The organism is Pseudomonas arsenicoxydans (assembly GCF_006438915.1).
GTDB classification, from domain to species: domain Bacteria; phylum Pseudomonadota; class Gammaproteobacteria; order Pseudomonadales; family Pseudomonadaceae; genus Aquipseudomonas; species Aquipseudomonas arsenicoxydans_A.
The window spans coordinates 160,113-185,685 of sequence record NZ_RCZE01000009.1; the positions used below are offsets into that span (position 1 = coordinate 160,113).

Consider the following 25,573-nt stretch of genomic DNA (forward strand, 5'->3'; position numbering starts at 1 on the left):
AGCGAGCATCGTGCGCAATAAGCTGATCCTTAGCTTAGCCTACTGTCGATTTGTGCAAGTTTTGATGAAGTTGGCGATACGCGCTCACCAGTTGATCCAGCGAAAACGCCAGATTTCGCCCGCTCGGGTTGGGCAAGATCCAGACCTTGGCGTTGCCGAATTTCTTGGGTTGCAGGCCCCAGGCAATCTCTCGCTGGCCGGTTAACGCGCTGTAGGCGGCTTTGCCGAGAAACGCTACGACGCGGGGTGCATGGCGCAGGATCTTCTGTTCAAAATCCGCAGCGGCGGCAATGAACTCGTGCAACGACAGCTGATCGGCGCGCGCCGTGGGCCGGCCGACCACAGCGGTCAATCCGCAGCGGTACTGCAAGATCGTCCGGTCATTTTCCGGGCGCACTTCCTCGGGGGTAAACCCGGCAAGGTGCAGCGTGCGCCAAAAACGATTGCTCCGGCCCGCAAAGTGATGCCCTTGGGCGGCGGCCGTCATGCCCGGGTTGATCCCGCAGAAAATCACGTCGAGCCGATCGGCCAGTATGTCTTCAAGTCCTTCACTCGCCATAAGGCCTCTCAACCGCAGATCACGTTGACCGCGTTGCGTGCCAGTTCGGTCAGCTCAGTGCGGGATTTGCCGGCCCGTGCCCGGATCGAAATGCTGTGCAACAGGGAAGAGGCGAGCACGGCGAGGGCGGCCGGGTCGACGTTGTCTTTGAGTTCGCCGGCGGTAACGGCTGTTCGCAGGCGTGCTTCGAGATCGGCGTCGAGACGGCTCAGGCGATCCGAAAGCACTTCGCGGATTTCAACATCCTCGACGGCTTCGGTGGTTGCCGTGCCAATCGCGAAGCAGCCGCGGGGTTGGCCGTCACCCGAGAAGTAGATCGATAGCTGCCCCTCATAGAAACGCATCAGCGCTTCGCTCAAGGACAGTTGGCTGTCCGTCAGCGCCGCGTGCATGTCGGCGGCAGCAAATTCCCAGTATTGCTCCAGCGCCTTGATATAGAGCGCGTGTTTGTCACCGAAGGCGGCATACAGGCTTGGGCGGTTCATGCCGGCTGCCGTGGCGATGCTGTCCAGCGACGCGGCGGAATAGCCGGTGCTCCAAAACACACCAAGCGCTTGCTGCAGCGCGGTCTGCGGGTCATAGGCGCGTGGGCGTCCACGTCCTTTTGCTTCGGTAATCTTTTTTTGTGCCATGGCGTACAAAAACCTTGTGTGAAGGTGGGGTGAGGCATATTCTTACACCATCGCACAAAATTAAGGAACCAGAAGTTCCTCAATTTCAGGTTTGTTGAAGCAGAGCTCGAACTGGGTATAGCGGCGACGAAACAGGGTGCGGCGGAGTGATCCTTCTGACTGCGCACGGTATGGCTGTTTTTTATGGGTATTAGCCCCTGACTTTCCCGGTTAAAGGTGTTTTCGATCATGACTAAACAGTTCGATATTCCGGCTTCACAAACCTTTGAGCACCCTGGGCCAAACCCGACATCGCCCAACAAAAAAACGCTTAAAGAAACCGTACGACCACTGCTGATGGTGGGTGTCCCGGGGCTCTTCGCCGCGATCGGGTACGCCCACTATGTCGCTGGCGAGCCTTACATCTCGACCGATAACGCTTACGCCCGAGTGGCCAAGGCGTCGATCAATGCGCGCACCTCGGGCCAGGTCATCGAGATTGCCGTCGAGGACAACCAGCCTGTTCGCAAGGGCCAGGTGTTGTTCCGCATCGACCCCAAACCGTTGCAGATCGCCGTTGACCGCGCGCAAGCCCAGCTAAGCGTTGCGCGGCTGCGCATCGATGGGCTCAAGGCCAGTTACCGGCAGCAACAGGCTGAACTGCAATCGGCCAAAGAGTCGGCCGATTTCGACCAAAAGGAGTTTGGCCGCAAGAAGGCACTGGTCGCGTCCGAGTTCGTGTCGAAGTCGATTTATGAGCGCGCCGGCACCGACGTGAAAGTGTCGCGCCAGCGAATTGCCTCGATCGAACAACAGATCGCCAGCACCGTGGTTGCCCTGAACGGTAATCCGAACATCGAGGTCGACAGCCACCCGGCCGTTCGCGAGGCCAAGGCGCAGCTGGATGAAACCCAGCTCTACCTCTCGTACGCCACGGTGTATGCGCCGGACGACGGCATCGTCGCCAAGGTCGATGATTTGCAGGTGGGCAATTTCGTCAACAACGGCGCGCCAGCCTTTGCGCTGCTGTCCGATCGCGAGGTGTGGGTGGAAGCCAACTTCCGTGAAACCGAGGTGACGCATATGCGTCCGGGCCAGTCCGCGACCATTCACCTCGATACCTACCCGGATCACGAATTCAAGGCCCACGTGGTCAGCATGAGCCCCGGTGCCGGCTCTGACTTCGCCTTGCTGCCGCCGGAAAATGCCACCGGCAACTGGGTCAAGGTGGTGCAGCGGGTGCCGGTGCGGCTCGAACTCGACGAGCTAGACCCACAGATGCCGCTCTATTCGGGGATCAGCGCCACCGTCAAGGTCGATACCGGGCACCGCACGCCATGGTGGCATCCAATCAAGGCGCTGTTTACCTCAGGAGCTTCCTGATGAACACCACCCCCGCAGGTTCATTAAGGTTGGCCGCATTGCTCGCGACGTTCATGCAATCGGCGAACCTGCCTTTGCCCAATGCCGTGCTCCGTCTGATCCAGGGCAGTATGTCGATGACCGACGATCAGGCCGGATGGATCTTCACGTCGTACCTTGCAGCGAGTGCGATCACCATGCCGATCGCGCAATGGCTCGCCGGTCGCTATGGCTTGAAGCGGGTGTATCAAACCGCGCTGGCCGTGTTCGTCCTGGGCTTGCTGCTCGCGACCCTGGCCTCGACGCCGCTGGCGTTCATCGGCGCGCGGATTATCCAGGGGCTGGCGAGTGGCGTGCTGGCGCCCTTGTCGATGGCGATTGCCCTGGAAACGTTGCCAATGGAGAAGCGTGCCAAGTTCGGCGCGACCTGGACGGCCATCGTGCTGCTGGGCATCGTCAGTGGCCCGAGCATCGGTGGCTGGGTCGCCGAACATTTCGGCTGGCGCCCGATCTTCTACATCAGCCTGCCGTTGTCGGCGTACATCTTCCTGGTGATCGCGTTGTTGCTGGCCGAGAAGAAGGCCGAGAAACGCCCAACGTTCGATTTCTTTGGTTTCGGCACCTTCACGCTGGGGCTGATCAGCCTGCAAATGTTGCTCGATCGCGGTGAGCGTCTGGACTGGTTTGCCTCGACCGAAATCTGGCTGGAGGCGATCGGCTGTGCGCTCGGGCTCTACCTGTTCCTGATGCATGTGCTGACCGCGAAGGTGCATTTCCTCAACAAGCGTTTGTTCAGCGACCGCAACTTCGTGCTGTCGACGGTGATCTTTTTTGCGGTGGGTTTCGTGTTGCTGTCGACCATGGCGCTGACCTCGCCGATGCTCGATGAAATCCTCGGCTACCCGCCGGACACCACCGGTTCGCTGACCATCCCGCGTGGCATGGGCCTGGTCGGTGCGTTTTTGCTGATGGGGCGTGTACCGGAGCGTTTCGACCGTCGTTTCTTCGTGGCGGCGGGCGTGGCCATCGTGGTGTACGCCAACTGGTTGATGCTCGGCTATTCGCCGCTGATGGACTGGTGGCCGGTGGCGCTGGCGGGTGCGATTCAGGGCATCGGCATCGGCCTGTTGATGCCATCGCTGACCAAGGTTGCGTTCAGCACGCTCGACCCGACGCTGCGCCCGGAAGGCACCGGTTTTTTCAACCTGTCGCGTGTGTACGGCAGCACCCTCGGGGTGGCGATCGTGCAGTTGTATTTCTTCAACAACACCCACGCGATGCACATGGCGCTGGCCAGCCACCTGACGCCGTATAGCGCGGCGGCACAATCGGTGGCGACGTCCCTGCAAGCCATGGCGGGGCTCAACGAAATGATCACCGGCCAGGCGGCGTTTATCGGCGTGGTCGGCCAATTCAAGATTTTGATGTTCGCGATGCTGGTGGTGAGCCCACTGGTGATCTTTCTTCGCAAGCCCGTTGCGACCAACTAGTTTTCGTGGAGTTTGCCTCATGAAATCCAATGCGCGCTTCATCAACAGACAACTGATCAACACCACCTTCGGAGCGGTAGCGGTGCTGGTGTTCCTCACCGCTTGCACGGTCGGCCCTGATTATCAAATGCCGCCACCGAGCCCGTCACAACACTACGATCAACAGGCCGAGCAACGTCTTGGTCAACGCATCGATCTGGGCAAGAAGGTCAACGGCGACTGGTGGACGGCATTTCGTTCGCCCAAGCTCGACAGCGTTGTGCGCCGTGCCATCGACGGCAATCTGGAACTCGTCGCCGCCGATGCCACGATCCGTCAGGCGGCGTCCTCCGTCGCGGCGGCGGAGGGTGTGCTTTATCCGCAAGTCGATTTTTCTGCCCAGGCCGGCCGTGTGCGTACGCACAATGGCCCGGAACCGGTGGTTTCCAACTTCTATGCCATCGGGCCTCGGGTCGGTTTCGATCTGGATGTGTTCGGCGGCAACAAGCGCCAGGTTGAACAACAGGAAGCACTGACGGCGTTTCAGCAACATCGCTACGAAGCGGCGTACCTGACCTTGACGGGCAATGTTGCCAGCCAGGCGCTGTTGATGGCCTCGGCGAACGCGCAGATCCAGGCCGTGGAAAAGCTGCTGGCCAATGACACCAAGAACCTCGAACTGGTGCGCATGGCCCACGCCAACGGCAGCACCACGCAGATCGATGTGTCGCTGGCCGAAACCCGACTCGCCCAAGACCGCACGCTGTTGCCGCCTCTCGCTCAGCAACGTGATTCGGCTCGGCATGCGCTGTCGATCCTGACGGGCAAAGGCCCGGCTGACTGGATCGCGCCGGACTTCGACCTGAGTGAATTTGCCCTGCCGGCCAATGTGCCCGTCAGTCTGCCCTCGGAAATGGCCCACACCCGGCCGGACGTACTGCAGGCCGAAGCGCAACTGCACATGGCCAGCGCCGCCGTCGGTGTCGCGACCGCCAACCTTTATCCGCATGTGGAGCTGTCAGCGTTTCTCGCGCAGTCGGCGTCCGGCAATGGCGGCGCCGCGCTCTGGGGCTTCGCTGCCGGGGTGGCGGGGCCGATCTTCAATGGCGGAACCCTCAAGGCTGAACGCCAGGCGGCGGTTGACGGCTACAACGCGTCGCTCGCGGATTATCAGCAGACCGTCATCCAGTCGTTCGGTCAGGTCGCGGACACGCTGCAAGCCATCAACCATCACGCCGAAGAAAACCTCGCCCAGGAAGACGCATTGCGCGCCGCCGACAGCAGTTTTCGTTTGAACCAGCAAGCGTACGCCCAAGGCGAGAACAGCATCCTTCAGGTGCTGGAGGCCGAGCGCGCCTATGAGCAGGCGTTGTTGGGGCAGATCAGGGTGAAGACCGCGCAGTACCTCGACACCGTTCAGTTGTTTGTCGCCCTCGGCGGCAATTCGGTCGGTGTGTTTGAGCAGCGGGTCGCCAGCCGCGAAGCATCCAAACGTTCATATCAGTAGAGGCTGCGGCCTCAGAGAGTGGAGTAAAGACATGACCTACGAAGCCTTTCACGACGAACTTCGCGAGACCAGATTTGCGCTGAACCACGGCTCGGCCGAGATGCCGGCCGTGGGTTTTGGCACCTTGTTCCGCGACCTCAGCGTCACGACCCAAGCGGTCACCCACGCGCTGGAAACCGGTTTCCGCCATTTCGACTGCGCCGAGCGTTATCGCAACGAAGACGCGGTGGGCGTCGCGTTCAAGGCCTTCCTCGACTCGGGCAAGGCCCGGCGCGAAGACCTGTTCATCACCACCAAACTGTGGAACACCAACCATCGTCCCGAGCGGGTGTTGCCGGCGTTCGAGGCCAGTTGCCGCCGGCTTCAGGTGGATTACATTGATTGCTACCTGATCCACACGCCGTTCGCCTTTCAACCCGGTGATGACCAGGAACCCCGGGACCCTTTCGGCCACATGATCTACGACTCGGGCGTGACTTTGCTCGAGACGTGGCGAGCACTTGAGCAGCTCGTGGATGACGGGCGCTGCAAGTCCATCGGCTTGTCGGACATCACCCTGGAGGCATTGAAGGCGATTGTCGACGTGGCGCGGATAAAACCCTCTGTCGTGCAGGTGGAGTCCCATCCTTACTTGCCGGAATGGGAGCTGCTGGAATTCTGCAAACAGCACGGCATCATCGTCCTCGCGTTTGCGCCGCTCGGCCATGGCATGCAGCCTGCGGTACTGGAAGATCCCGTGCTTACCGGCATCGCGAAACACCTGCAGAGAACCCCGGCTCAAGTCGCCCTGGCCTGGTCAGTGCAGCGCGGTGTGGCATTTCTGACCACGTCTGCAACACTGAGCCATATTCAGGAAAACTTTGACATTGCCACGCTGCCGCACCGGGCCATGCTTGAGATCAAGGAGGACATCACGACGCGGGTGCGCTTCAACTCGGTGGTGGAAACCGGTATCCCGGGCTTTATCCCGGGCAAAAGGTAACCCATGCTAGCGCGGCGGCCTGATCTCAGGCCGCCGTTTTTTTTGACGGGTCAATTGTGCGCCGAGGCAAAAACGATGGACGTTTTCCAAACCATGCGCTGTTTCATCGCCGTGGCCCAGAGCGGCAGCTTTACCGCCGCCGCGGTGATGCTGGACACCTCGACCACCAATATTTCCAAAGCGGTTTCGAGCCTGGAGGCGCGGTTGCGAACCCGCCTGATCAACCGCACGACCCGGCGCCTGGCACTGACCGAGGCGGGGCAGCGCTATTTGCAACGCTGCGAGAAGATTATCGAGCAGATGCGTGAAGCCGATGAGGAAGCGGGGACAGCTCAAACCCAACCCGTGGGCCGGCTGAAAATTCATGCGATGTCAGCCGTGGGTAATCACTACGTGATCAACGCCATCGCCCGGTACAGAGAGACGCATCCTTCGGTGATGTTTGATTTGACCCTGACCAATCGGCTGCCGGACTTGCTGGAGGAAGGCTATGACATGTCGATTGTGTTGGCGCGGGACTTACCCGATTCAGGCTTTGTCGCGCAACGGCTGGGCATTACCTACAGCATTCTTTGCGCCTCGCCGGCGTACCTGAAGAAACGCGGAATTCCCGAAGCACCGGTTGCACTGGGCACACATGATTGCCTGCGGATTGTGAACACGGTGATGCCGGGGGAAAACTGGGTATTCGAAGGGCCCGAAGGCGTGGTGACGGTGAGCACACCGACGTCGCCGTTTCACGTCAACACCGCCGATGCGATGACAGTGGCGATCAGCAACGGAATGGGCATCGGCATTCAACCGATTGCGTCTGCCGTAGAAGGTTTGAAAGCGGGGAATTTGGTTCGGGTATTGCCTGAGTATCATTTTGAAGAGTTGAATGTGTTTGCCATCTATCCGTCACGCAAATTCGTCGATGCGAAGATCAAGACCTGGGTGGATTTTCTCAAGGATTACATTCCGGTCCTGTTGGCCTCCGATGAAAAAATCGTCGGTTCAAGCAAAAACAGATAAACGCCGGTGTCGCCGCCATGGAGTGTCGACCCTCCATCGTCAGCACGGTATTCAACTGTTCGAACAGCCGGTGCCAATGACTTGATACTGCAGGACGTGCCGTTGACCGCGGGAGTCTTCGTAGGTCATTTGCGCCGGTACCGGGCCACACTCATCGCCGACGTCTGACACGCTGATGACGCGTTTGATGTCGAGGTGGGTGTCGTAGGTATAGGTTTCAACCGGGGCCTTGGCGGTTGCAGCTGTTGAGGCAGGGTCGTCAGCGAAGGCGGGGGCGCCAAGACTGGCAAGTGTCAGCAGAAGCGCGAATTTCGAAAGTTTCATGGTGTTCACCGTGTCGTTTGAGGAGGGTTGAGGTTCGTTTTCTACCTTGTGAGCTGTTGGTAAATGCTCACCGGGTAGGAACGATGCTAGGGGTTTGCCCTGTACTCAAACAGCGCTCGGAAGGACAAACACTGTTGCCGAATTCCGCATGAATGTAGGGCTTCTGGACGCCATCACTGCCCGTGTGGCATGGTCGAAAAAAATGCCACGCAGCCAACAGGATCAAGATGATGGAGGAGGGGAACGAGGTCGGCGGCACACCGTCGATGGCGACGCTGAAGGCCTTCAATCAATGCGTGTTGCACCTCGGGCGACTGGCTCGTGAGCGCGGCGCCTCGCAATTCATCGAAGACGGGCTGCAAGCCTTTCGCCCACTGGTGCCGTTTGCGTCGGCGTGGTGGGGCGAAATGTCCACGTCGAACGCCCATGTGCCGCCGAAAAGCTGGATGCACGGGCGCATCGACCTGCCCGAATCGTTTGCCGCCGAATGGCACAAGAACGCGGGCAGCGACCGGTTCTCCCACGACACCTTGAGCCAACCCGGCGCAGTGGTGCGCGACAGTGGTTACACCGATCCCCATGTAGAGATCGATGCGTTTGCTCGCCGTCACGATCTCTACCATGTGATCTGCATCACCTTCGAGTTGCCCGAAAGCGGTTTGATGTTCTTCGTCTGCCTCTATCGCGGTGAACACGCGTCAGGCTTCAACGACAACGAGGCCGCGTTGTTTTCGGCCTTCTGCGATCACTTGTTGCAGCTGTGGCGTTTCCAGGTGCAAGACATGATTCGCATCGACACCGGTAACGGCGCCAGCGATTTTGGTGTGGCGCGCATGGATGGAACGCTGCTGTACGTCGGCGCGAGCCTGTGTGCGGCCATTCAGCGTGAAGTGCCGGGGTGGAGCGGTTCGATGCTGCCGGCGCAAGTGATCGCCCAACTGCCGAAAGCGCCGAGCGTCATGCGCCTGGGACGCTGTACGCTGACCCTCAGCCCAAATGCCAAACACGTCATTCTGTCCCTCGAAACCCAGTCACGCGGCGTGGTGCTGGCGCCACGGGAGCGGACGGCGGCGATGCTGTTCGCCGCCGGGCACTCGTATAAAGAGATTGCCAAAATCCTCGGCTTGAGTCCCGCGACTGTGCGCACTTATCTGCGCAACTGCTACTTGCAGCTTGGGGTGAAGAGCAAAGTCGAACTGGGCACTGTCCTGTCTGCACAGGCAACCCGCCGCGAAGCCCTCTGAATCACCACCCCCTCCTCATTTGTGGAGGTCCATCCAACGCCCGCGCGCGATAGGGTATGCCTTGCATATCAGGGGCTTGCGCGCAGGCTGTTCGGGCCTCTTCCAAAACTATAAAAACAGAGGTGAGGCAGTTGAAATTTTCCAGGCTTTTTGTCGCCATTGCGGCAACCACGGCATTTTCCGGTCTGGCGCTGGTGGGGTGCCAGACCCAGGGTTCGACCCCGGCAGACATGGTCATGCGCAACGGCTATGTCTACACCGTCGATGGCCAGAACTCGGTGCAGCAGGCGATTGCCGTCATGGGCGGGAAGATCGTCTACGTCGGCAACGATGAAGGGGCGGCGTCGTACATCGGCAAGCAAACGCAATTGATCGATCTAGCGGGGCGCATGCTGATGCCGGGCTTCATTGATGCGCACATGCACCCCGGTGACGGCGGCCGCGCCATGACCTTGTGCGACCTGAAATATCAGGCCATGACCCGCAAGGAGTTCCAGAACTCCATTCAGGCGTGCCTGGATGCCGACAAGGGCAAGGGGCCCGACGTCTGGCTGGAAGTGGGCAGCTGGGACCGGATGGGCATGGACGGACTCGACGGCGACCCGGACAAATCGACGCTGGACGCCCTCAAGACCAACCGGCCGATTCAGGTGCGCTCCACCGATTTCCACACCGTGCTGGCCAACTCGCGCGGCCTGGCTGTCGCCGGCATCAACAAAAACACCGCCAATCCCGGGGATGGCAAGTACGTGCGCGACAGTGCCGGCAACCTCACCGGCATCTGCGAAGACGGGGCGGCTGACGCGATGGCCGCCGTGGTGCCACCCGCCACCGACGCGGAAAAACTCAATCAGACCCGCGCCGCGCTCGACGCCATGCGCCAACAAGGCATCACCAGTTTCTTCGATGCCTTGTCGGGGCCGGAGAATGGCAAAGCCTTCACCACGTTGCAGCAGTCGGGTGAACTGACCGCCCGGGCCTTGCTGGCAATCAAACTGGACCCGGCCGCTGCGGCAGCCGACCCGGCGAAAACCATTGCCGACGCCAAGGCGATGGCCGCGACCTACGATCAGGGCGAAGCCAAAGTCGCACCGGGCGTGAGCATGCGTCACGTCAAATTGTTCATGGATGGCATCATCAATGCGCCGGCGGATACCGGGGCGATGCTGACGCCGTACCTGCACAATGCCGGCACCGATAAGTCACCGAAATGGACGCCGGGCAAAAACGTCGGAGAGCTGTATTTCCCGCCGCAAGTGCTCAAGCCGCTGCTGTTGCAAGCCGTGCAGGCCGGCCTCGACCCGCACCTGCACGCCACCGGCGACCGCGCCGTGCGTGACTCACTCGACGGCATCGAATACGTGCGCCAGCAGCTGCCCGGCAACGGCTTTCGCCCGACCATCACCCACAACGAGTCCGTGGACCCCGCCGACTATGGGCGCTTCAAGGCCCTCGACGTGACCGCCAATATGTCCTTCCAGTGGGCGCAGCAAGCGCCGTCCACGGTCGATGGCACCAGCGATCACCTTGGGGCTTCGCGGTTTGCGCGCATGGAACCCTCGGGCAGCATCGCCCGTGCTGGCGGTCGGGTGGCGTATGGCAGCGATTGGCCGGTTGACCCGCTCGATGAGTTCCTGGCGCTGAAAGTCGGTGTCACCCGTTCCGGTGATCCGACGAACCCGCACAGCTATGGTCCCAAATACGCTGGCCGCCTGAATGCCGACCCGGCGCTGTCCCGAGCCGAAGTGCTGCGCACCATCACTGTCAACGCCGCCGAGCAACTGAAACTGGAGAACGTCGTCGGCTCGGTCGAGGTGGGCAAGTTCGCGGACCTGATCGTGCTGGATAAAAACTTCATGCAGGTGCCCGAAGAGGAACTGGCCCGTAACAGCGTGTTGATGACCGTCGTGGGGGGCAAGATCGTGTGGGCCAAGGCGCCGTTCGTAGGCCAAGTGGCCATGACCGAACAACAAAAATAACCGCCCCCTGAAACACATTCCTTGTGGGGTGAGCTTGCTCCTACAGGAGATTGCGTGGATTCGTTCTATCTTTGAAGAGAATAAAAATAATGAGCCAGCCCCACGATAGCCAACAACGAAGTCCCCTGATCGAGACCCGCTCGATCGATTTCATCCCCGAGGCCGAGCGTCATGGCAGCCTCTACAGCCAGTTCACCCTATGGCTCGGCGCCAACCTGCAAATCACCGCGATTGTCACCGGGGCGTTGGCCGTGGTGTTGGGCGGTGATGTGTTCTGGTCATTGATTGGCTTGCTGATTGGCCAGTTGCTCGGCGGTGCGGTCGTCGCCTTGCACGCAGCTCAGGGACCCAAACTGGGGCTGCCGCAGATGATCTCCAGCCGTGTGCAGTTCGGGGTCTACGGTGCGGCGATCCCGATTGTGTTGGTGTGCCTGATGTACCTCGGTTTCAGCGCCACCGGCGCGGTGTTGTCGGGGCAGGCGATTGCCCAGTTGATCAGCGTCAGCGACAGCACCGGCATTCTGATTTTCGCTGCGTGCATCACGTTCCTGACGATCTTTGGCTATCGGGTGATTCACCTGGTGGGGCGTGTGGCCAGCGTGCTGGGGATCATCGCCTTCGCTTACCTGTTCACTCGCTTGATGACGCTTAACGACATCGGCCTGCTCCTGGAAAACCGTCACTTTGCCTGGAGCACCTTCCTGCTGGCGGTATCGCTTTCAGCGTCCTGGCAGATTGCGTTTGGCCCGTACGTGGCCGACTACTCGCGTTATTTGCCGAGCAAAACGTCGTCCTGGAAAACCTTCACCGCCGTCGGCCTCGGCACCGTGCTCGGCGCCCAGGCGTCGATGGTGCTGGGTGTATTCGCTGCGGCGTTGGCCGGCGCCAACTTTCGCGGTCACGAAGTGGCGACCATCGTCGGCCTGGGCAGTACCGGAGTGATGGCCTCCTTGCTGTACCTGAGCGTGGTGTTCGGCAAGGTCACCGTGTCCACACTGAACGCCTATGGCAGCTTCATGTGCGTGGCCACCATCATCAGCGGTTTCCGTAGCCGTCTGGAAATCACCGCCCGCCAGCGCATGCTGTTCGTGCTGCTGATCGTCGCAGCATCGACCACGCTCGCGTTGGTGGGGCAGTACTCGTTCCTGAACTCGTTCAAGTACTTCATCCTGTTTTTGCTGACGTTCTTCACCCCGTGGAGCGCGATCAACCTGGTGGATTACTACTTCATCAACAAGGAGCGCTATGACATCCCGGCCTTGTCCGACCCGGCGGGGCGTTACGGTCGCTGGAACGTGTTGGGGATCAGCGTGTATGTCAGCGGCGTGTTGATCCAGCTGCCGTTTGTCGACACGCATTTCTACTCCGGGCCGATGGTCGCGCAACTGGGTGGCGTGGATATTTCCTGGATCGTCGGGCTGGTGGTGCCGGGTGTTCTTTACTACCTGCTGGCCAGGAAATCGGCGGTGGTGGTGCCGGTGGTACGAAGCACGAAAGCCTGACCGAGACGGGCGACAGTGCATTGCTCGTCATTGCACTGTCGCGGGTCCTTGATGACGCACCTGTGCTGATTTCGTCACTCCCTCCGCGCAAACCCATCAAGCCCTGGCGCCTCGAATAGACCACCCTGACCGGTCTGTTCAAGGAGATGACCATGATCCGACTGACCCTGATCGAAGCCCATGCGTTGGCCGAATCGATCCTGTTGCACAACGGTTTTAACCTGGCCCATGCGCGTGCGGTGGCGACGACGGTGACTGCCGGCGAGCGCGATGGCTGTGCCTCTCACGGCTTGTACCGGGTGCTGGGGTGCGTCAATTCTCTGCGGGCCGGCAAAGTCTCGGCCACGGCTGAACCCGAGGTCATCAACCAGGCACCGGCGATTGTGCGGGTGGATGCCGGGGGTGGTTTTTCGCAACTGGCGTTTCAGGCAGGGTTACCGTCGCTGACGGAGAAAACCCGAGCCAACGGGATTGCTGCGTTGGCGATCAATCGTTGTGTGCATTTCTCGGCGCTGTGGGTGGAGATCGAGCAGTTGACCGCTGCCGGTTTAGTGGCGCTGGCGTGTAATCCGAGTCACGCGTGGGTGGCACCGGCCGGTGGGCGCTTGCCGGTGTTCGGCACCAACCCCATTGCCTTCGGCTGGCCCCGTCAGGGACAGGATCCTTTTGTGTTCGACTTCGCCACCAGCGCCATCGCCCGTGGCGACATCGAACTGCACCGACGTGCCGGCAAAGCGATCCCCGAAGGCTGGGGTGTCGACGCGCAAGGGCAGCCCAGCACCGATGCCAACGTCGTGCTCGACAGCGGCGCGATGCTGACATTCGGCGGGCACAAGGGCTCGGCGCTGGCGGCCATGGTGGAATTGATTGCCGGGCCATTGATCGGTGACCTGACCAGCGCCGAGTCGCTGGCTTACGACGCGGGCAGCAAGTCGTCGCCGTACCATGGGGAATTGATCATTGCCCTGGATCCACGACGCTTTTTGGGGGACTCGACGCAGGCCCATCTGGCCAGGGCCGAAGCGTTGTTCCAGGGAATCGAAGGGCAGGGCGCACGCTTACCCTCCCAACGTCGATACGAAGCGCGGGCACGTAGCCTGGTGGAGGGCGTGCAGATTCCCGCGGCGTTGTATAACGACCTCAAGGCATTGCTGGATTAATTCGATAACTGTAGGAGTGAGCCTGCTCGCGATGAGGGCAGTACATGCAACATYCCYGWTGACTGACCCACCGCTTTCGCGAGCAAGCCCGCTCCCACAGTTAATCGAAGTCGTACACAAATCTTGTTTTCGGCAACGGTCCAGTGTGGGAGCGGGCTTGCTCGCGAAGGGGCCGGCACATTCAACATCCCTGATGGCTGACCCACCGCTATCGCGAGCAAGCCCGCTCCCACAGTTAATCGAAGTCGTACACAAATCTTGTTTTCGGCAACGAYCCAGTGTGGGAGCGGGCTTGCTCGCGAAGGGGCCGGCACATTCAAAATCCCTGCTGGCTGACCCACCGCTTTCGCGAGCAAGCCCGCTCCCACAGTTAATCGAAGTCGTACACAAATCTTGTTTTCGGCAACGATCCAGTGTGGGAGCGGGCTTGCTCGCGAAGGGGCCGGCACATTCAAAATCCCTGCTGGCTGACCCACCGCTTTCGCGAGCAAGCCCGCTCCCACAGTGAATCGAAGTCGTACACAAATCTTGTTTTCGGCAACGATCCAGTCTGGGAGCGGGCTTGCAAGCGAAGGGGCCGGGACATTCAACATCCCTGCTGGCTGACCCACCGCTTTCGCGAGCAAGCCCGCTCCCACAGTGAATCGAAGTCGTACACAAATCTTGTTTTCGGCAACGATCCAGTGTGGGAGCGGGCTTGCTCGCGAAGGCGGCACTACATTCGACATCTCTGTTGACTGACCCACCGCTATCGCGAGCAGGCTCACTCCTACAGGGTTTTGGGGTGTTTTTCAGATCGGGTTGCGGTGGCTGTTGCCGTCGACCAAGCGGGCAATGCCCAGTGGGTTGGCGTTTTTCAGTGGGTCGGGCAGCAGCGCGTCCGGGCAGTTCTGGTAGCACACCGGGCGCAGGAAACGCTCGATGGCCAGGCTGCCGACCGAGGTGCCACGGGCATCGGAGGTGGCCGGGTAAGGGCCGCCATGCACCATCGCATCACACACTTCGACGCCCGTGGGGTAGCCGTTGAACAGCACCCGGCCGACCTTTTGTTCCAGCAGCGCCAGCAACTCTGCGTGGTCATGCAAGTCCTGGGGTTCGCCAATCAGGGTGGCGGTGAGTTGACCGTGCAAACTGTTCAGCGCCTGGCGCAGTTCAGCCGTGTCGGCCACTTCGACGATGAGGGTGGTCGGGCCGAACACTTCTTCCTGTAGCAAAGGATCACCTTCGAGCAGCAGGCTGACGTCAGCCTTGAACAGATGCGCGCGCGCCCGATTACCGTGCTGGCCATTGCCGGTCAGGTGGGTCACGCCCGGGTGGCTGAGCAAGGCCTGCACACCTTTTTCGTAGCTGCGCAGGGTGCCGGCATTGAGCATGGTTTGCGCCGGTTGCTCAGCCAGCCGCGCAGTCAGAGTTTCGGTGAAGGCACTGAATTGCACCGAGCGTATACCGATGACCAATCCCGGATTGGTGCAAAACTGGCCGCAACCGAGCACGACAGAGGCAGCCAGTTCGCTGGCAATTTTCTCGCCGCGCACGTGAAGGGCTTCGGGCAACACCACAACCGGATTGATGCTGCTCATTTCAGCAAACACCGGAATCGGTTGTGGACGTGCGGCGGCCATGTCGCACAACGCTCGGCCACCTTTGAGCGAACCGGTGAAACCGACGGCCTGGATCGCCGGATGCTTGACCAGGGCTTCCCCCACGCCCGCGCCGTAGATCATGTTGAACACACCCTTGGGCATGCCAGTCTGCTCGGCCGCACGGATGATTGCATCCGCCACCTGTTCGGCCGTCGCCATATGCCCGCTGTGGGCCTTGAACACTACCGGGCAACCGGCGGCCAGGGCCGCTGCGGTATCGCCGCCAGCCGTGGAGAACGCCAACGGAAAGTTGCTCGCACCGAACACGGCCACAGGCCCGACGCCGATCCGATACTGACGCAGGTCGCTGCGGGGAAGTGGTTGGCGGTCGGGCAAGGCGCGGTCGATGCGTGCAGCATAAAAATCACCGCGACGCAGGACCTGAGCGAACAGGCGCATCTGGCCGCTGGTGCGAGCGCGTTCACCCTGTATCCGTGCGCTCGGCAATGCGGTTTCGCGGGTGACCAGGGCGACGAACTCGTCATCCAGGGCATCCAGTTGTGCGGCGATGGCTTCCAGAAAATCCGCACGGCGTGCCGCAGGCATAGAACGAAAGGCCGGGAACGCAGCGGCAGCAGCCTGAGCGGCGGCGTGCACTTCGCCTTCGGTGGCTTGCACGAAAGAGCAGGGCAACGCCTCGCCGGTACTGGCGTTATGGCTGTGCAACGTGAGGTTGCCGGCGGCGCTGCGCGTGCCGCCAATGTAGTTGTGGCCGAGGATCTGGGGCATGAAAATCTCCTGTCAGTGAAGTGGGTTCACGCCAGCGAATCGCCTCGACGCGGCGTCGCGGGAGCGGCGTTATCCAGTGCAGCAATGCGTGCCGCGGACTCGGCATCTACCGCGTGCAGCGACTTGCCGCGGGTTTCCCGGGTCAGCCCGACGGCAACGACAGAGATCAGCGAAGCACCCACCAGGTACCAGGCGATGGGCGTCGAGCTGTGGTACTTGTTGAGCAGCGTGAGCGCGATCAGCGGTGCGAGGGAACCGGCGAAAATCGGTGCCACCTGGTAACACAGCGAGAGGGCGGTGTAGCGCACGTGAGTCGGGAACATCTCGGCCATCAGCGCCGAATACGGTGCGTAGGTCATCGACTCGATGGCCAGCCCCAGGGTAATGGCCGCCATGATCAGCCAGTTGTTCCCGGTGTCCATCATCGGGAAGCCGACGAAGCCCCAAAATGCCGTGAGCACCGCGCCGATCAAATAGACCGGTTTGCGCCCGACGATGTCCGACAGATACCCCATCAACGGGATCATGAAGAAGTGCAGCAAGTGAGCACCGAACATCAGAAACAGAATCTCTGAAGTGTCCTTGTGCACCACCAGCTTCAGGTAGGTAATCGAGAACGTCACCACGGTGTAGTAGAGAATGTTTTCGGCAAAGCGCGCACCGATGCCTACCAGCACCGAACGCCAGTGGTGGCGCAGCACTTCCACAACGCCCAGTTGTTGCTGCTTGGTTTGCGCCTGACGCGCCTGGGCTTCCTTGAAGATCGGTGCGTCATCGACACTGGTGCGAATCCAGTAGCCGATCAACACCACCACCGCCGAGAACCAGAACGCCACGCGCCAGCCCCAAGCGAGAAACTGTTGCTCCGACAGGTTCGACGACAACAGCAGCAGGGCAACCGTCGCCACCAGATTGCCGGCCGGCACACCGGCTTGCGGCCAACTGGCCCAGAAGCCACGGCGATTGTCCGGGCAGTGTTCGGACACCAGCAAAATCGCGCCACCCCATTCACCGCCAAAGGCGAAACCCTGGATCAGCCGCAACAGCACCAGCAGCACCGGCGCCGCGTAACCGATCTGGTCGAATCCGGGCAGGCAACCCATCAGGAACGTGGTGATGCCGACCACCACCAGGCTCAGTTGCAGCAGACGCTTGCGGCCGAATTTGTCACCGTAGTGACCGAACACCAGGCCACCCAGCGGGCGGGCGAGAAAGCCCACGGCGTACAGCGCGAACGCGGCGATGATGCCGTCGACGGGACTGTCGGTCTGGCGAAAGAACAGTTGGCCAAAGACCAACGCCGAGGCCGTACCGTAGAGAAAAAATTCATACCACTCGGCGACCGTACCGGCCATGGCGGCGGCCACGACACGCTTGAGTCCGGAGGGAGTGGTTGCGCGTTGAGTGTCTTGATGATTGGGCATGCTGACGTTTCCTGTAGAGGCGCAAAAACAGGCAGCCGGGCCGGGCCTCCAAGGCCCGCCCGGCACTCACTCAGAGACCGACGTCCGGCAGGTGCGGACGGTTCGCCAGGGCTTTGGCCATGATCTGTTCGACGAACAGGCGATCCTCTTCCGGCAAGGCCAGGCGTGGCGGACGGGTCAGCGCGCTGCCGCGGCCGGCAATGGCTTCACAGAGTTTGATGCACTGCACCAGGTCGGCACGGGCATCCAGGTGCAGGATCGGCATCAGCCATTCGTAGATCGGCATGGCTTCGGCGAAGCGACCGGCCTTGGCCAGGCGGAAAATGGTTTCGCCTTCTTTCGGGAACACGTTGGACATGCCCGAGACCCAGCCTTCGGCGCCCACGGCGATGCTTTCAAGCACCACGTCATCGAGGCCGGCGAACAGCACGAAGCGGTCGCCGACTTCATTGCGCACATCAATGAAACGGCGGGTATCGCCGGAGGAATCCTTGAAGCACACCACGTTGTCGCAGTCCGCCAGGGAAATCAGGATGTCCGGGGTGACGTCGTTTTTGTAGATCGGCGGGTTGTTGTAAACCATCAACGGCACGTCGGCATGCTTGGCCACGTAGCGATAGTGTTCGGCGGTTTCAAAGGGCTTGGAGCTGTAGACCAGCGCTGGCATCAGCATCACGCCATCGACGCCGACCTTGCGCACGGCGTTGGCCACTTTGGCCGCTTGCACGCTGGTGAATTCAGCCACGCCGCAAATCACCGGCACCCGGCCGCGAGAGGCATCGACAGCGACTTCGGTGACGGCGATTTTTTCTTCGGCGGTCAACGAGGTGTTTTCACCGACCGAACCACACACCACCAGTCCCGACACACCGTCGCGAATCACGTTGGAAATCACCTGGTGGGTTTTTTCCAGGTTAATGGTGAAGTCATCGTTGAATTGAGTGGTCACCGCGGGGAAGACGCCACTCCAGTTAATACGTTTGCTCATTTGTTGCCTCCGGGTTGTTAATTGTATTTCGTATACGATATTTAAAATGAAAAGATTCGGCCAGCGCTTTTTTCAATCAATCGGGGGTTTTTATAGCCGTTGGTCTGGAGAACAGGACCCCTGTGGCGAGGGAGCTTGCTCCCGCTCGGCTGCGCAGCAGTCGTAAAACCTGGATCAACCGCAATTAAAAGATTGGGGCTGCTGCGCAACCCAGCGGGAGCAAGCTCCCTCGCCACAATAGCTTTTCATCGAATTAGGCACCCGGCCAGGTATCGGATAGGCGATAGCCCTGTGGCCATGGATCGCTCGGATCGAGCAGCAATTGGTGGGTGCCGGTGATCCAGGCCCGTCCGGAAATGCACGGGTAGATGGCAGCGCGGCCGGCCACTTCGGTGAGCGAATCAATGCGGCAGTGGAACTCGGAGCCGATGATCGAACGACCGATAAAACGCTCGCCCACCTGCATCAATCCCTTCGCGTGCATCACGGCCATGCGCGCCGAGCAGCCGGTGCCGGTAGGGGAACGGTCGATTTTGCCGGGTTGAATCACCACGGCGTTGGCGCCAGTAGCAATGCCGTTCTCATGGACGATGGGCGCGGCGATCTGGCAGAAGGAGATGTGCGACCACTCCGGGTTCAACGGATGAACAAAGCCCAATTGTTCGTTGGCGGCGCGGGTGATTTTCAGCCCGACCGCCACCAGATCGGCGGCCTCGTCAGGGCGAATGGAAAAGCCCAGACCCTTGGCATCGGCGATCACGAAACTATCGCCGCCATAGGCCGTATCGACCTTCAATGAACCGATGCCTTCGACTTCAATCCAGGCATCCAGGCGATCGGCAAAGGACGGCACGTTCTTGATTTCCACCCGCTCAACCTTGCCGTCACGGCAATCGGCGACGGCCTCAATCAGCCCGCCGGGGGCTTCCAGTACCAGCCGGGTTTGCGGTTCGGTCATCGGCAGGATGCCGCTGTCGAGCAACACGGTGGCCACGCACAGTGAGTTGGAACCGGACATCGGTGGCGTGTCCGCCGGCTCCATGATGATCCAGGCCATCTGCGCGCGCGGGTCCTTGGCCGGCACCAGCAGGTTGACGTGACGAAACACGCCGCCGCGCGGTTCGTTGAGCACGAAGTTGCGCAGGGTTTCGTCCTTGGCGATCCAGCGTGATTGCTCCCACACAGTGGCACCGGGCGGTGGGGCGACACCGCCGACGATCACGTCACCGACTTCGCCTTCGGCGTGGCAGCTAACGACGTGGATCACTTTTGATGAGCGCATGGTTTGCTCCTTGTTGTGTCTGTGCGGGCCTCTTCGCGAGCAAGCCCGCTCCCACATTCAATCGCATTTCTTCTGGAAGAACTCGGTCAAATGTGGGAGCGGGCTTGCTCGCGAAGGGGCCATCCGCTATTTAACCGATTTCAAAAACGCCGCAGTCTCCGCGTGCACCGGATTGCCAATCACCTGATCCGGCGACCCAATCTCATGCACCAACCCATTACGAAAGAACGCCACCCGGTCAGACACATCGCGGGCAAAGCGAATCTCGTGGGTCACCAGCACCATGGTCATGCCGTCTTCGGCGAGCATGCGCATGGTGTCCAACACCTCGCCCACCAGTTGCGGGTCGAGGGCTGAAGTGGCTTCGTCGAACAGCATGTAGTCCGGCGACATCGCCAGCGCGCGAGCGATGGCCATGCGTTGCTGTTGACCGCCGGACAGCTTGCCGGGGAAGGTCTTGAGCTTGTCGCCCAGACCGACGTGGGTCAGTTGTTGCACCGCCAGTTCCTCGGCTTCGGCCTTGCTTTTGCCCAGCACTTTGCGCGGCGCCAACATCACGTTTTCCAGCACCGTCAGGTGTGGAAAGGCATTCCATTGCTGGAACACAATGCCAATCTTCTGCCGCAAACGGTTGAGGTCGGTGGCGCTGTCATGGACCTCGACACCGTCCACGCGGATGTTGCCTTTCTGGATCGGCTCCAAGCCGTTGATGCACATCAGCAGCGTGGATTTTCCGGAGCCGGAGCCGCCGATGATCGACACCACCTCGCCCTTGTTCACGGTCAGGTTCACGCCCTTGACCACTTCGAGGTTGCCGAACGATTTGTGTACGTTATCGATCTCAATCATTTTCCTGCCACCTTCTTTCCAGACGAGCGCCGAGGCGTGCAACCACCAGGCTCATGACGTAGTAGATAAGGCCCGCGATGCACAGCACCAACAACGGTTCCTGAATGCGGGTGACGATGGTTTGTGAAGCGCGCAGCAGTTCGACGATGCCGATCCACATCACCAGCGCGGTGTCTTTCATCACCCCGAGCACCAGGTTCAGCCAGCCGGGGAAGGCCACGCGCGTGGCCATCGGCAGGACGATCCAGCGCAGGTCCTGCAAGAAACTCAGGCCCAGTGAACGGCTGGCCCGGCGTACCGTGAAGGGCACCGCCAACACGCCGCCGCGCACGATTTCGGTGAAGTACGCGGCGGTGTACACGCCGAGCACGATGCAGCCGACGCTGAAGGCGCTGATGTTCAGGCCGACGATGCTTTTCAGTGAGTTGAACAGCACGAACTGGATCAACAACGGCACGCTGCGAAACACGTCCAGCACCCAGGCCAGCGGCAAACTGGCCCGTGGCAACAAGGCTCGCAGCAAGCCGAACAGCAGCCCGGCGATGGAGCCGAGGATGATCGACCAGAACGTCAATTGCAGCGTGACCCAGGCGCCATTGAGCAGGAACATCAGGTCATTCGAGGAAAAACCGGTGGCAAACATGGACAGCTCCTCAGTAACGAAACAACCGCCAGGCCATCAGCCGGGCCGTCGCGACGATCGTCTTGGCAATCGCGTAATACAGCACCGCCGCAATCGCGAAGTATTCGAAGGTGCGGAACGTTTTGACGTTGTAGTCCTGGGTCACCCCGGTCAGGTCATTGTTCAACCCGACGATCACCCCCAGCGACGTCATCAGCACCGCCCAGACCATTTGGTTGGTCAACGGGTAGAAGACGATGCGCAGCAGCTGCGGGACGACGATCATGCGGTAGGTTTGAAAGGCACTCATGCCCAGTGACCGGGCGGCGCGGACCTGGGTCTGGGGCACGGCCTTGAGTCCGCCGCGAAAGTTTTCCGCGAGGTAGCCGGCGTTGTTGAACGTGATCCCGGCCAGCAGCGCGAGCCACGAGCTGACGTGCAGGCCGAGCGAGCCGAGGCCGAAGTAAAGGATGTAGATCTGGAACAGCGACGGCGTGTTGCGGGCAATCGAAACCCAACCGTTGCCGATGCCGCGCAGCAGCGGCTGTTTGCTTTCGCGCATGACCGTCAGGGCCAGGGCGATGAGCACGCCGAAGATCATCGACAGGGCCGCGGTCTCGAACGTGACCACGGCGCCGGCGAGCATGTCCGGCAAGGCGCGCAGGGCAGAGCGCCATTGGAAGGTGTAGTCAAACATGCGCAGGGCTCTCCAGTTGGGCGGCGGGTTGCAGCCAGGCCGGCAGGCGTCCGCTGGCGATGGCGTTGCACGCGGTATCGACACACTCGGCAAGGCTGGCGAAATGCACCTTGCGCCCCACCAGCCCGGGTGCGTAGTGGGCGTACTTGCCGGAGTTGGTCATCAGCGTGGTGGCGGCCGGCGGAATCACCGGTTCGCCGAGCATGCACCAGCAGGTGTCGGTGACCAGGGTGGCGCCGAAGGCCTCGATCACCGCGATATGTCCGGCCTCGCGCGCCTGCTCCAGCACCGCGCGGCCGCAGGTGATGGCGAGTACGACGTCCGGATGCTTACGCCGACCCCGGCACAATCGAGCCAGATGCGCGAACTCACTGAGGGAAAAATGCGGGTTGCCCAGCGACACCACATCCACGTGGTGATCGCGGGCACTGTTGAGCTCGCGCCAACTCAGCAGCAGTTCTTTCAGGCAGATTTTTTCCACGGGGATGCAGGCATCCACTTCCAGCACCTGTGCCGGGTCGATGGCTTCCGGTGTAACCCCGGCGATATGAAACAGCGGCGCCGCCGAGGTGGTGGCAAACGCTGCGCCGAACGCTTTGAGATCGTCCAGGCTCGGCTGGCGATTTTCCAGGCCCAGTACCAGTGGCACGCGGCTGCCGGCCAGTGCACCAATGTGATAACCGAGCAAGGGGTAAAACGCATCGTCCAGTTCACCGAGTACCGGCAACTCGATCTGCAACCGGGCCTTGCGTTGCGCGTCCAGGTGGCAGCCGATCAGCGGGGCACGGCCGGTGAGGGCGATGCAGATGTCGAGGTAGTCCGGGTACTTCAGGGTGCGCGCACCGAGCACGCTGTTGGCGTACACCACGGCATTGGATTCGGCCCAGACAATCTGCTCGCCGGCCTTGGGCGCACTGTCGAGCAGGTAGGGCGCGCAGGTGTAACTCAGTTGTGCGCCCATCGCCATATAGGCATCGCCCAAGGCACTGGCCGGCTCGCCGAGCGCCGGGTCGATGCCCAATTCGCGCCAGCGGCGCTGGTCCACGGAAATCGAATTGAGAGTGGTGGGCACCCGCACTTTCGCCCCCCATTCCACCAGTTGTTGGGCAAAGCGCAAGCTTGCAGGTCCGGTGTAGATGCAGCCATCGATGTGCGCCTGGGTGACATCCACCAGGCTTCGCGCCCCTTGCAACTCGGCCATGCGCAGAACAATGTGCATGGCCATTTGCGCGGCTTGACCGTACTGGCCGTCGAGCAGCGCCTGATCAAACCCGGTGAGTTCGATTGAAGCGTGGCTATCGGTGGACAAAGGTTTGTCGAGAGCCTGCCAAGCATCGCCGGGCAGGTTTTCGAACAGGCTCAGCGTGTCGCCATCAATCCTTGCGAAAGCGTGATCGCGCAACGTTGCGAAGGCCTCCCGGCCGATGCAGAGCACCGGCAGGGAGCGGGCAAAAATAGTCTGCGCGACCAGCACGCCCAGGGTCAGGATCTCATCCGGTTCGGCCAGCACCAGTGCCGCCGGTGCATGGCCGTTGCTGATCAGCTCCATCAACACGCTGCTGCCCGTACACGAACCGCGTCCACTGGGAATCGCCAGCACACACCCCGACAGAAATTCGCCGCTGAGCGGGTGGTGGCGATCGATGACCTCGCCACTGGCGGAATCAACCCCGCCCCAGAAACTCAGCCCGACATCGGCGAACAGCAGGGCACCTTGAGCGGCGCCCGCGACCAGGCTGCGACCGGTCAGAGAAACGGACCTAGGCATGCTGGACATCTCAGTAGTAGACCTTTGGTACGGTCAGGTCGGCCGGGGAGATGTCGGTGCCGACCCATTTGACGAACAGCTCCTTGTAGCGACCGGTACGCACCTGCTGGTTGACGAACAAGTCGAGGTAGTTGAGCAGGCCATACTCGCTGCGCTTGGCGCCGAGCGACACGTAATCGATCACGTACGGAGCGTTACCGGCGACTTTGAGGTTTTTGTATTTCCCCGACTTGAGGGTGGCGGCAGCGACGGTATTGGTGACCACGGTGGCGTCGATGTGGCCCTGGGCAACGGCCAGCAACGTGTCGTTTTGCGACTGGTAGGCCCGGAAGCTGCCGCTGCCCCAATTCTTCACGTCTTTCTCCAGGGCGATGGCCTCATAGGTGCCGCTGGTGTTGCCCACCGCTTTGCCCTTGAGGTCGTCGAAGCCGTTGATGCCGGTATCGTCGCGGGTCAGCACCACCATCTGGAACGCGAAGTAGGGCACGGTGAGGCCGACGGTCTTGGCCCGCTCGAGGGTGTCGGAGGTAGAGGCAACGATCACGTCGGCCCGTCCGGAAACCAGCGCCGGAATGCGGTCCGGGAACGGTGTCTCGACCACTTCAGCCTCGACCCCAAGGATCTTCGCCAGGTCGTGGCAATAATCCACATCGAAACCGGCCGGGTTGTTACCGGCATCGCGGAAACCCATCGGTGGGAAGTCCAGGGTCACGGCACAGCGCAGCTTGCCCGAACCGATGATGTCGTCGAGCTTGTCCGCCTGGGCGCTGGCGACAAAGGAGGTACTGAGAACAGCGCTGAGGGCTACGGCAAATGCGGGGTTTTTCATAGAGGCCTCGTTCGTGTGAAGTGCTGTTGAAATATCGTATTGAGGATTTCGTATACGATATTAACAATAGCAATCAACGTGCCGATTTCCAGTCAGTACCGAGAATTTGTGGTCAGCCCTTGAAGTAGAAGGTTTGCAATAGCGCAACATTGCGTCGGCGACCTGCGTGCCGGTGTTACAGATGGGAGCAATGGTGGTGCGGGCGCCCCTTTAGGGAACACCGGTGACTGGCTTAACGCTGATTATCGCGGTACTGACTCGGCGACAAACTGGTCAGCGCGCGGAACTGCCGACTGAACGCACTGTGGTCGGTGTAACCGCAGCGCAGGGCGATTTCGGTGATGGGCAGGTCGGTGCTCAGTAATAGGCGCGAACCTTCTTCCAGACGTGCCTTGTGAATCATCTGCCGCGGTGTGAGCTGGAACACTCGTTTGCAGTGACGCTCCAGTTGCGCGACGGAATAGCCGCCAATGGCCGTCAATTCAGAAAGGCTGATGGGACGCGCGAAGTGGCTGCGGATATGCGCATCGACGGCGGCGAGCTTCAGGTACGCCGGGTGAGTGGACTGGGGTGTTGGCAAATCCCGGGAGATGCCGGCGAGGCCGACGATGTGACCCTGTTCGTCGCGAAGGGCCAGTTTGTGGGTCAGGCACCAGATCGGCTGGTTGCCGAAATACAGGTGCAGTTCCAATTGGTCGGCGAGAATCCGGCCGCTGGATAACACCCGTCGATCCTGCTCGGTGTACAGCGGTCCGAAGTTTTCCGGGAAGACCGTGTCGGCGGTGAGCCCCAGCAATTGTTCGCTGTGTTTGAAACCGCAGCGCCGTGCCAGCGTCTGGTTGACGAAGGCGTAACGGGCCTCGCGATCCTTGATGAAAAACACCACGTCCGACAGGGTATCGAGCAGCGGCGCGATCGGCTGAAGGTTGCTTAAAAGCGTCGGCAGGTCGCAGGGTTTGAAGGTGGTGAGTGAGGGGTACATAGCGCTGGGAAGTCCGAGGGCGACCTCTGGATCATAGAGGCTCGGCC

Annotated in this window: 22 protein-coding genes; 9 read left to right on the top strand and 13 right to left on the bottom strand. The window is 61.0% G+C overall.

The features are described 5' to 3' along the window. Positions 1-34 precede the first annotated feature (34 nt). On the bottom strand, positions 35-559 hold the full coding sequence (gene mug / locus EAH78_RS19720; protein ID WP_140669007.1) for a G/U mismatch-specific DNA glycosylase: 525 nt from the start codon (positions 557-559) through the stop codon (positions 35-37). 8 nt (positions 560-567) lie between these two features. After that, positions 568-1,191, bottom strand: a complete 624-nt coding sequence (locus EAH78_RS19725; RefSeq protein WP_140669008.1) for a TetR/AcrR family transcriptional regulator — start codon at positions 1,189-1,191, stop codon at positions 568-570. Positions 1,192-1,419: 228 nt separating this feature from the next. Here EAH78_RS19725 and EAH78_RS19730 point away from each other — a divergent pair, with 228 nt between their 5' ends. From EAH78_RS19730 to EAH78_RS19750, 5 genes are all read left to right on the top strand, one after another. Next, positions 1,420-2,553, top strand: a complete 1,134-nt coding sequence (locus EAH78_RS19730; RefSeq protein ID WP_140669009.1) for an HlyD family secretion protein — start codon at positions 1,420-1,422, stop codon at positions 2,551-2,553. Beyond that, a complete protein-coding gene (locus EAH78_RS19735; protein ID WP_140669010.1) occupies positions 2,553-4,022 on the top strand; it encodes a DHA2 family efflux MFS transporter permease subunit in 1,470 nt (489 codons plus the stop codon). The genes EAH78_RS19730 and EAH78_RS19735 overlap by 1 nt, the downstream gene beginning before the upstream one ends. 19 nt (positions 4,023-4,041) lie before the next feature. Next, entirely contained in the window at positions 4,042-5,508 is a 1,467-nt protein-coding gene (locus EAH78_RS19740; RefSeq protein ID WP_140669011.1) for an efflux transporter outer membrane subunit, read from the top strand. 31 nt (positions 5,509-5,539) lie between these two features. Next, complete coding sequence (locus EAH78_RS19745) at positions 5,540-6,490, top strand: aldo/keto reductase (RefSeq protein WP_140669012.1); 951 nt, start codon at positions 5,540-5,542, stop codon at positions 6,488-6,490. A gap of 75 nt (positions 6,491-6,565) precedes the next feature. Then, the gene (locus EAH78_RS19750; protein ID WP_140669013.1) at positions 6,566-7,504 is read left to right on the top strand and encodes a LysR family transcriptional regulator; all 939 of its coding nucleotides are present in this window, start codon (positions 6,566-6,568) and stop codon (positions 7,502-7,504) included. A gap of 51 nt (positions 7,505-7,555) precedes the next feature. Here EAH78_RS19750 and EAH78_RS19755 read toward each other — a convergent pair whose 3' ends face one another. Next, entirely contained in the window at positions 7,556-7,828 is a 273-nt protein-coding gene (locus tag EAH78_RS19755) for a DUF2790 domain-containing protein (RefSeq protein WP_140669014.1), read from the bottom strand. A gap of 230 nt (positions 7,829-8,058) precedes the next feature. Between EAH78_RS19755 and EAH78_RS19760 the strand changes: the two genes are divergently transcribed. The 4 genes from EAH78_RS19760 to EAH78_RS19775 all read left to right on the top strand — a co-directional run bounded on the left by EAH78_RS19760 (position 8,059) and on the right by EAH78_RS19775 (position 13,713). Then, complete coding sequence (locus tag EAH78_RS19760) at positions 8,059-9,072, top strand: helix-turn-helix transcriptional regulator (RefSeq protein WP_140669015.1); 1,014 nt, start codon at positions 8,059-8,061, stop codon at positions 9,070-9,072. 131 nt (positions 9,073-9,203) lie between these two features. After that, complete coding sequence (locus EAH78_RS19765) at positions 9,204-11,051, top strand: amidohydrolase (protein WP_140669016.1); 1,848 nt, start codon at positions 9,204-9,206, stop codon at positions 11,049-11,051. Positions 11,052-11,140: 89 nt separating this feature from the next. Then, the gene (locus tag EAH78_RS19770; protein ID WP_140669017.1) at positions 11,141-12,553 is read left to right on the top strand and encodes a purine-cytosine permease family protein; all 1,413 of its coding nucleotides are present in this window, start codon (positions 11,141-11,143) and stop codon (positions 12,551-12,553) included. Positions 12,554-12,705: 152 nt separating this feature from the next. Next, on the top strand, positions 12,706-13,713 hold the full coding sequence (locus tag EAH78_RS19775) for an Ldh family oxidoreductase (protein WP_140669018.1): 1,008 nt from the start codon (positions 12,706-12,708) through the stop codon (positions 13,711-13,713). A gap of 791 nt (positions 13,714-14,504) precedes the next feature. Here the strand turns inward: EAH78_RS19775 and EAH78_RS19785 are convergent. From EAH78_RS19785 to EAH78_RS19835, 10 genes are all read right to left on the bottom strand, one after another. After that, positions 14,505-16,085: an aldehyde dehydrogenase (NADP(+)) gene (locus tag EAH78_RS19785; RefSeq protein WP_140669020.1), complete on the bottom strand. Its 1,581-nt coding sequence runs from the start codon at positions 16,083-16,085 to the stop codon at positions 14,505-14,507. Between the two features lie 26 nt (positions 16,086-16,111). Beyond that, positions 16,112-17,509 carry a fosfomycin efflux MFS transporter AbaF gene (gene abaF, locus EAH78_RS19790; RefSeq protein WP_140669021.1) on the bottom strand — a complete coding sequence of 466 codons (1,398 nt, stop codon included), beginning with the start codon at positions 17,507-17,509 and terminating at the stop codon, positions 16,112-16,114. A 70-nt stretch (positions 17,510-17,579) separates the two neighbouring features. After that, positions 17,580-18,497: a dihydrodipicolinate synthase family protein gene (locus EAH78_RS19795; protein ID WP_140669022.1), complete on the bottom strand. Its 918-nt coding sequence runs from the start codon at positions 18,495-18,497 to the stop codon at positions 17,580-17,582. Between the two features lie 253 nt (positions 18,498-18,750). Further along, positions 18,751-19,779 carry a trans-3-hydroxy-L-proline dehydratase gene (locus EAH78_RS19805; RefSeq protein ID WP_027924792.1) on the bottom strand — a complete coding sequence of 343 codons (1,029 nt, stop codon included), beginning with the start codon at positions 19,777-19,779 and terminating at the stop codon, positions 18,751-18,753. Between the two features lie 126 nt (positions 19,780-19,905). Continuing rightward, on the bottom strand, positions 19,906-20,628 hold the full coding sequence (locus EAH78_RS19810) for an amino acid ABC transporter ATP-binding protein (RefSeq protein ID WP_027924791.1): 723 nt from the start codon (positions 20,626-20,628) through the stop codon (positions 19,906-19,908). After that, positions 20,621-21,271: an amino acid ABC transporter permease gene (locus EAH78_RS19815; RefSeq protein ID WP_027924790.1), complete on the bottom strand. Its 651-nt coding sequence runs from the start codon at positions 21,269-21,271 to the stop codon at positions 20,621-20,623. Before EAH78_RS19815 ends, EAH78_RS19810 begins: the two co-directional genes overlap by 8 nt. Before the next feature lie 10 nt (positions 21,272-21,281). Next, positions 21,282-21,947, bottom strand: coding sequence for an amino acid ABC transporter permease (locus tag EAH78_RS19820; protein WP_140669024.1), 666 nt, complete (start codon positions 21,945-21,947; stop codon positions 21,282-21,284). Beyond that, a complete protein-coding gene (locus tag EAH78_RS19825; RefSeq protein ID WP_140669025.1) occupies positions 21,940-23,715 on the bottom strand; it encodes an aconitase X in 1,776 nt (591 codons plus the stop codon). The genes EAH78_RS19820 and EAH78_RS19825 overlap by 8 nt, the downstream gene beginning before the upstream one ends. A gap of 10 nt (positions 23,716-23,725) precedes the next feature. Further along, positions 23,726-24,544 carry a transporter substrate-binding domain-containing protein gene (locus tag EAH78_RS19830; RefSeq protein ID WP_140669026.1) on the bottom strand — a complete coding sequence of 273 codons (819 nt, stop codon included), beginning with the start codon at positions 24,542-24,544 and terminating at the stop codon, positions 23,726-23,728. Positions 24,545-24,776: 232 nt separating this feature from the next. Continuing rightward, positions 24,777-25,526: an AraC family transcriptional regulator gene (locus tag EAH78_RS19835; RefSeq protein WP_140669027.1), complete on the bottom strand. Its 750-nt coding sequence runs from the start codon at positions 25,524-25,526 to the stop codon at positions 24,777-24,779. Positions 25,527-25,573: the final 47 nt, after the last annotated feature.

Excerpts from the sequence above, each read along its gene's own strand:
- EAH78_RS19770 (WP_140669017.1), top strand. The coding sequence starts at position 11,141 with ATGAGCCAGCCCCACGATAGCCAACAACGAAGTCCCCTGATCGAGACC.
- EAH78_RS19815 (WP_027924790.1), bottom strand. The coding sequence starts at position 21,271 with ATGTTTGCCACCGGTTTTTCCTCGAATGACCTGATGTTCCTGCTCAAT.
- EAH78_RS19825 (WP_140669025.1), bottom strand. The coding sequence starts at position 23,715 with ATGCCTAGGTCCGTTTCTCTGACCGGTCGCAGCCTGGTCGCGGGCGCC.
- EAH78_RS19735 (WP_140669010.1), top strand. The coding sequence starts at position 2,553 with ATGAACACCACCCCCGCAGGTTCATTAAGGTTGGCCGCATTGCTCGCG.
- EAH78_RS19725 (WP_140669008.1), bottom strand. The coding sequence starts at position 1,191 with ATGGCACAAAAAAAGATTACCGAAGCAAAAGGACGTGGACGCCCACGC.
- EAH78_RS19750 (WP_140669013.1), top strand. The coding sequence starts at position 6,566 with ATGGACGTTTTCCAAACCATGCGCTGTTTCATCGCCGTGGCCCAGAGC.
- abaF (WP_140669021.1), bottom strand. The coding sequence starts at position 17,509 with ATGCCCAATCATCAAGACACTCAACGCGCAACCACTCCCTCCGGACTC.
- EAH78_RS19730 (WP_140669009.1), top strand. The coding sequence starts at position 1,420 with ATGACTAAACAGTTCGATATTCCGGCTTCACAAACCTTTGAGCACCCT.
- EAH78_RS19775 (WP_140669018.1), top strand. The coding sequence starts at position 12,706 with ATGATCCGACTGACCCTGATCGAAGCCCATGCGTTGGCCGAATCGATC.
- EAH78_RS19740 (WP_140669011.1), top strand. The coding sequence starts at position 4,042 with ATGAAATCCAATGCGCGCTTCATCAACAGACAACTGATCAACACCACC.
- EAH78_RS19795 (WP_140669022.1), bottom strand. The coding sequence starts at position 18,497 with ATGAGCAAACGTATTAACTGGAGTGGCGTCTTCCCCGCGGTGACCACT.
- EAH78_RS19755 (WP_140669014.1), bottom strand. The coding sequence starts at position 7,828 with ATGAAACTTTCGAAATTCGCGCTTCTGCTGACACTTGCCAGTCTTGGC.
- EAH78_RS19830 (WP_140669026.1), bottom strand. The coding sequence starts at position 24,544 with ATGAAAAACCCCGCATTTGCCGTAGCCCTCAGCGCTGTTCTCAGTACC.
- EAH78_RS19805 (WP_027924792.1), bottom strand. The coding sequence starts at position 19,779 with ATGCGCTCATCAAAAGTGATCCACGTCGTTAGCTGCCACGCCGAAGGC.
- EAH78_RS19810 (WP_027924791.1), bottom strand. The coding sequence starts at position 20,628 with ATGATTGAGATCGATAACGTACACAAATCGTTCGGCAACCTCGAAGTG.
- EAH78_RS19745 (WP_140669012.1), top strand. The coding sequence starts at position 5,540 with ATGACCTACGAAGCCTTTCACGACGAACTTCGCGAGACCAGATTTGCG.
- mug (WP_140669007.1), bottom strand. The coding sequence starts at position 559 with ATGGCGAGTGAAGGACTTGAAGACATACTGGCCGATCGGCTCGACGTG.
- EAH78_RS19835 (WP_140669027.1), bottom strand. The coding sequence starts at position 25,526 with ATGTACCCCTCACTCACCACCTTCAAACCCTGCGACCTGCCGACGCTT.
- EAH78_RS19760 (WP_140669015.1), top strand. The coding sequence starts at position 8,059 with ATGGAGGAGGGGAACGAGGTCGGCGGCACACCGTCGATGGCGACGCTG.
- EAH78_RS19820 (WP_140669024.1), bottom strand. The coding sequence starts at position 21,947 with ATGTTTGACTACACCTTCCAATGGCGCTCTGCCCTGCGCGCCTTGCCG.
- EAH78_RS19785 (WP_140669020.1), bottom strand. The coding sequence starts at position 16,085 with ATGCCCCAGATCCTCGGCCACAACTACATTGGCGGCACGCGCAGCGCC.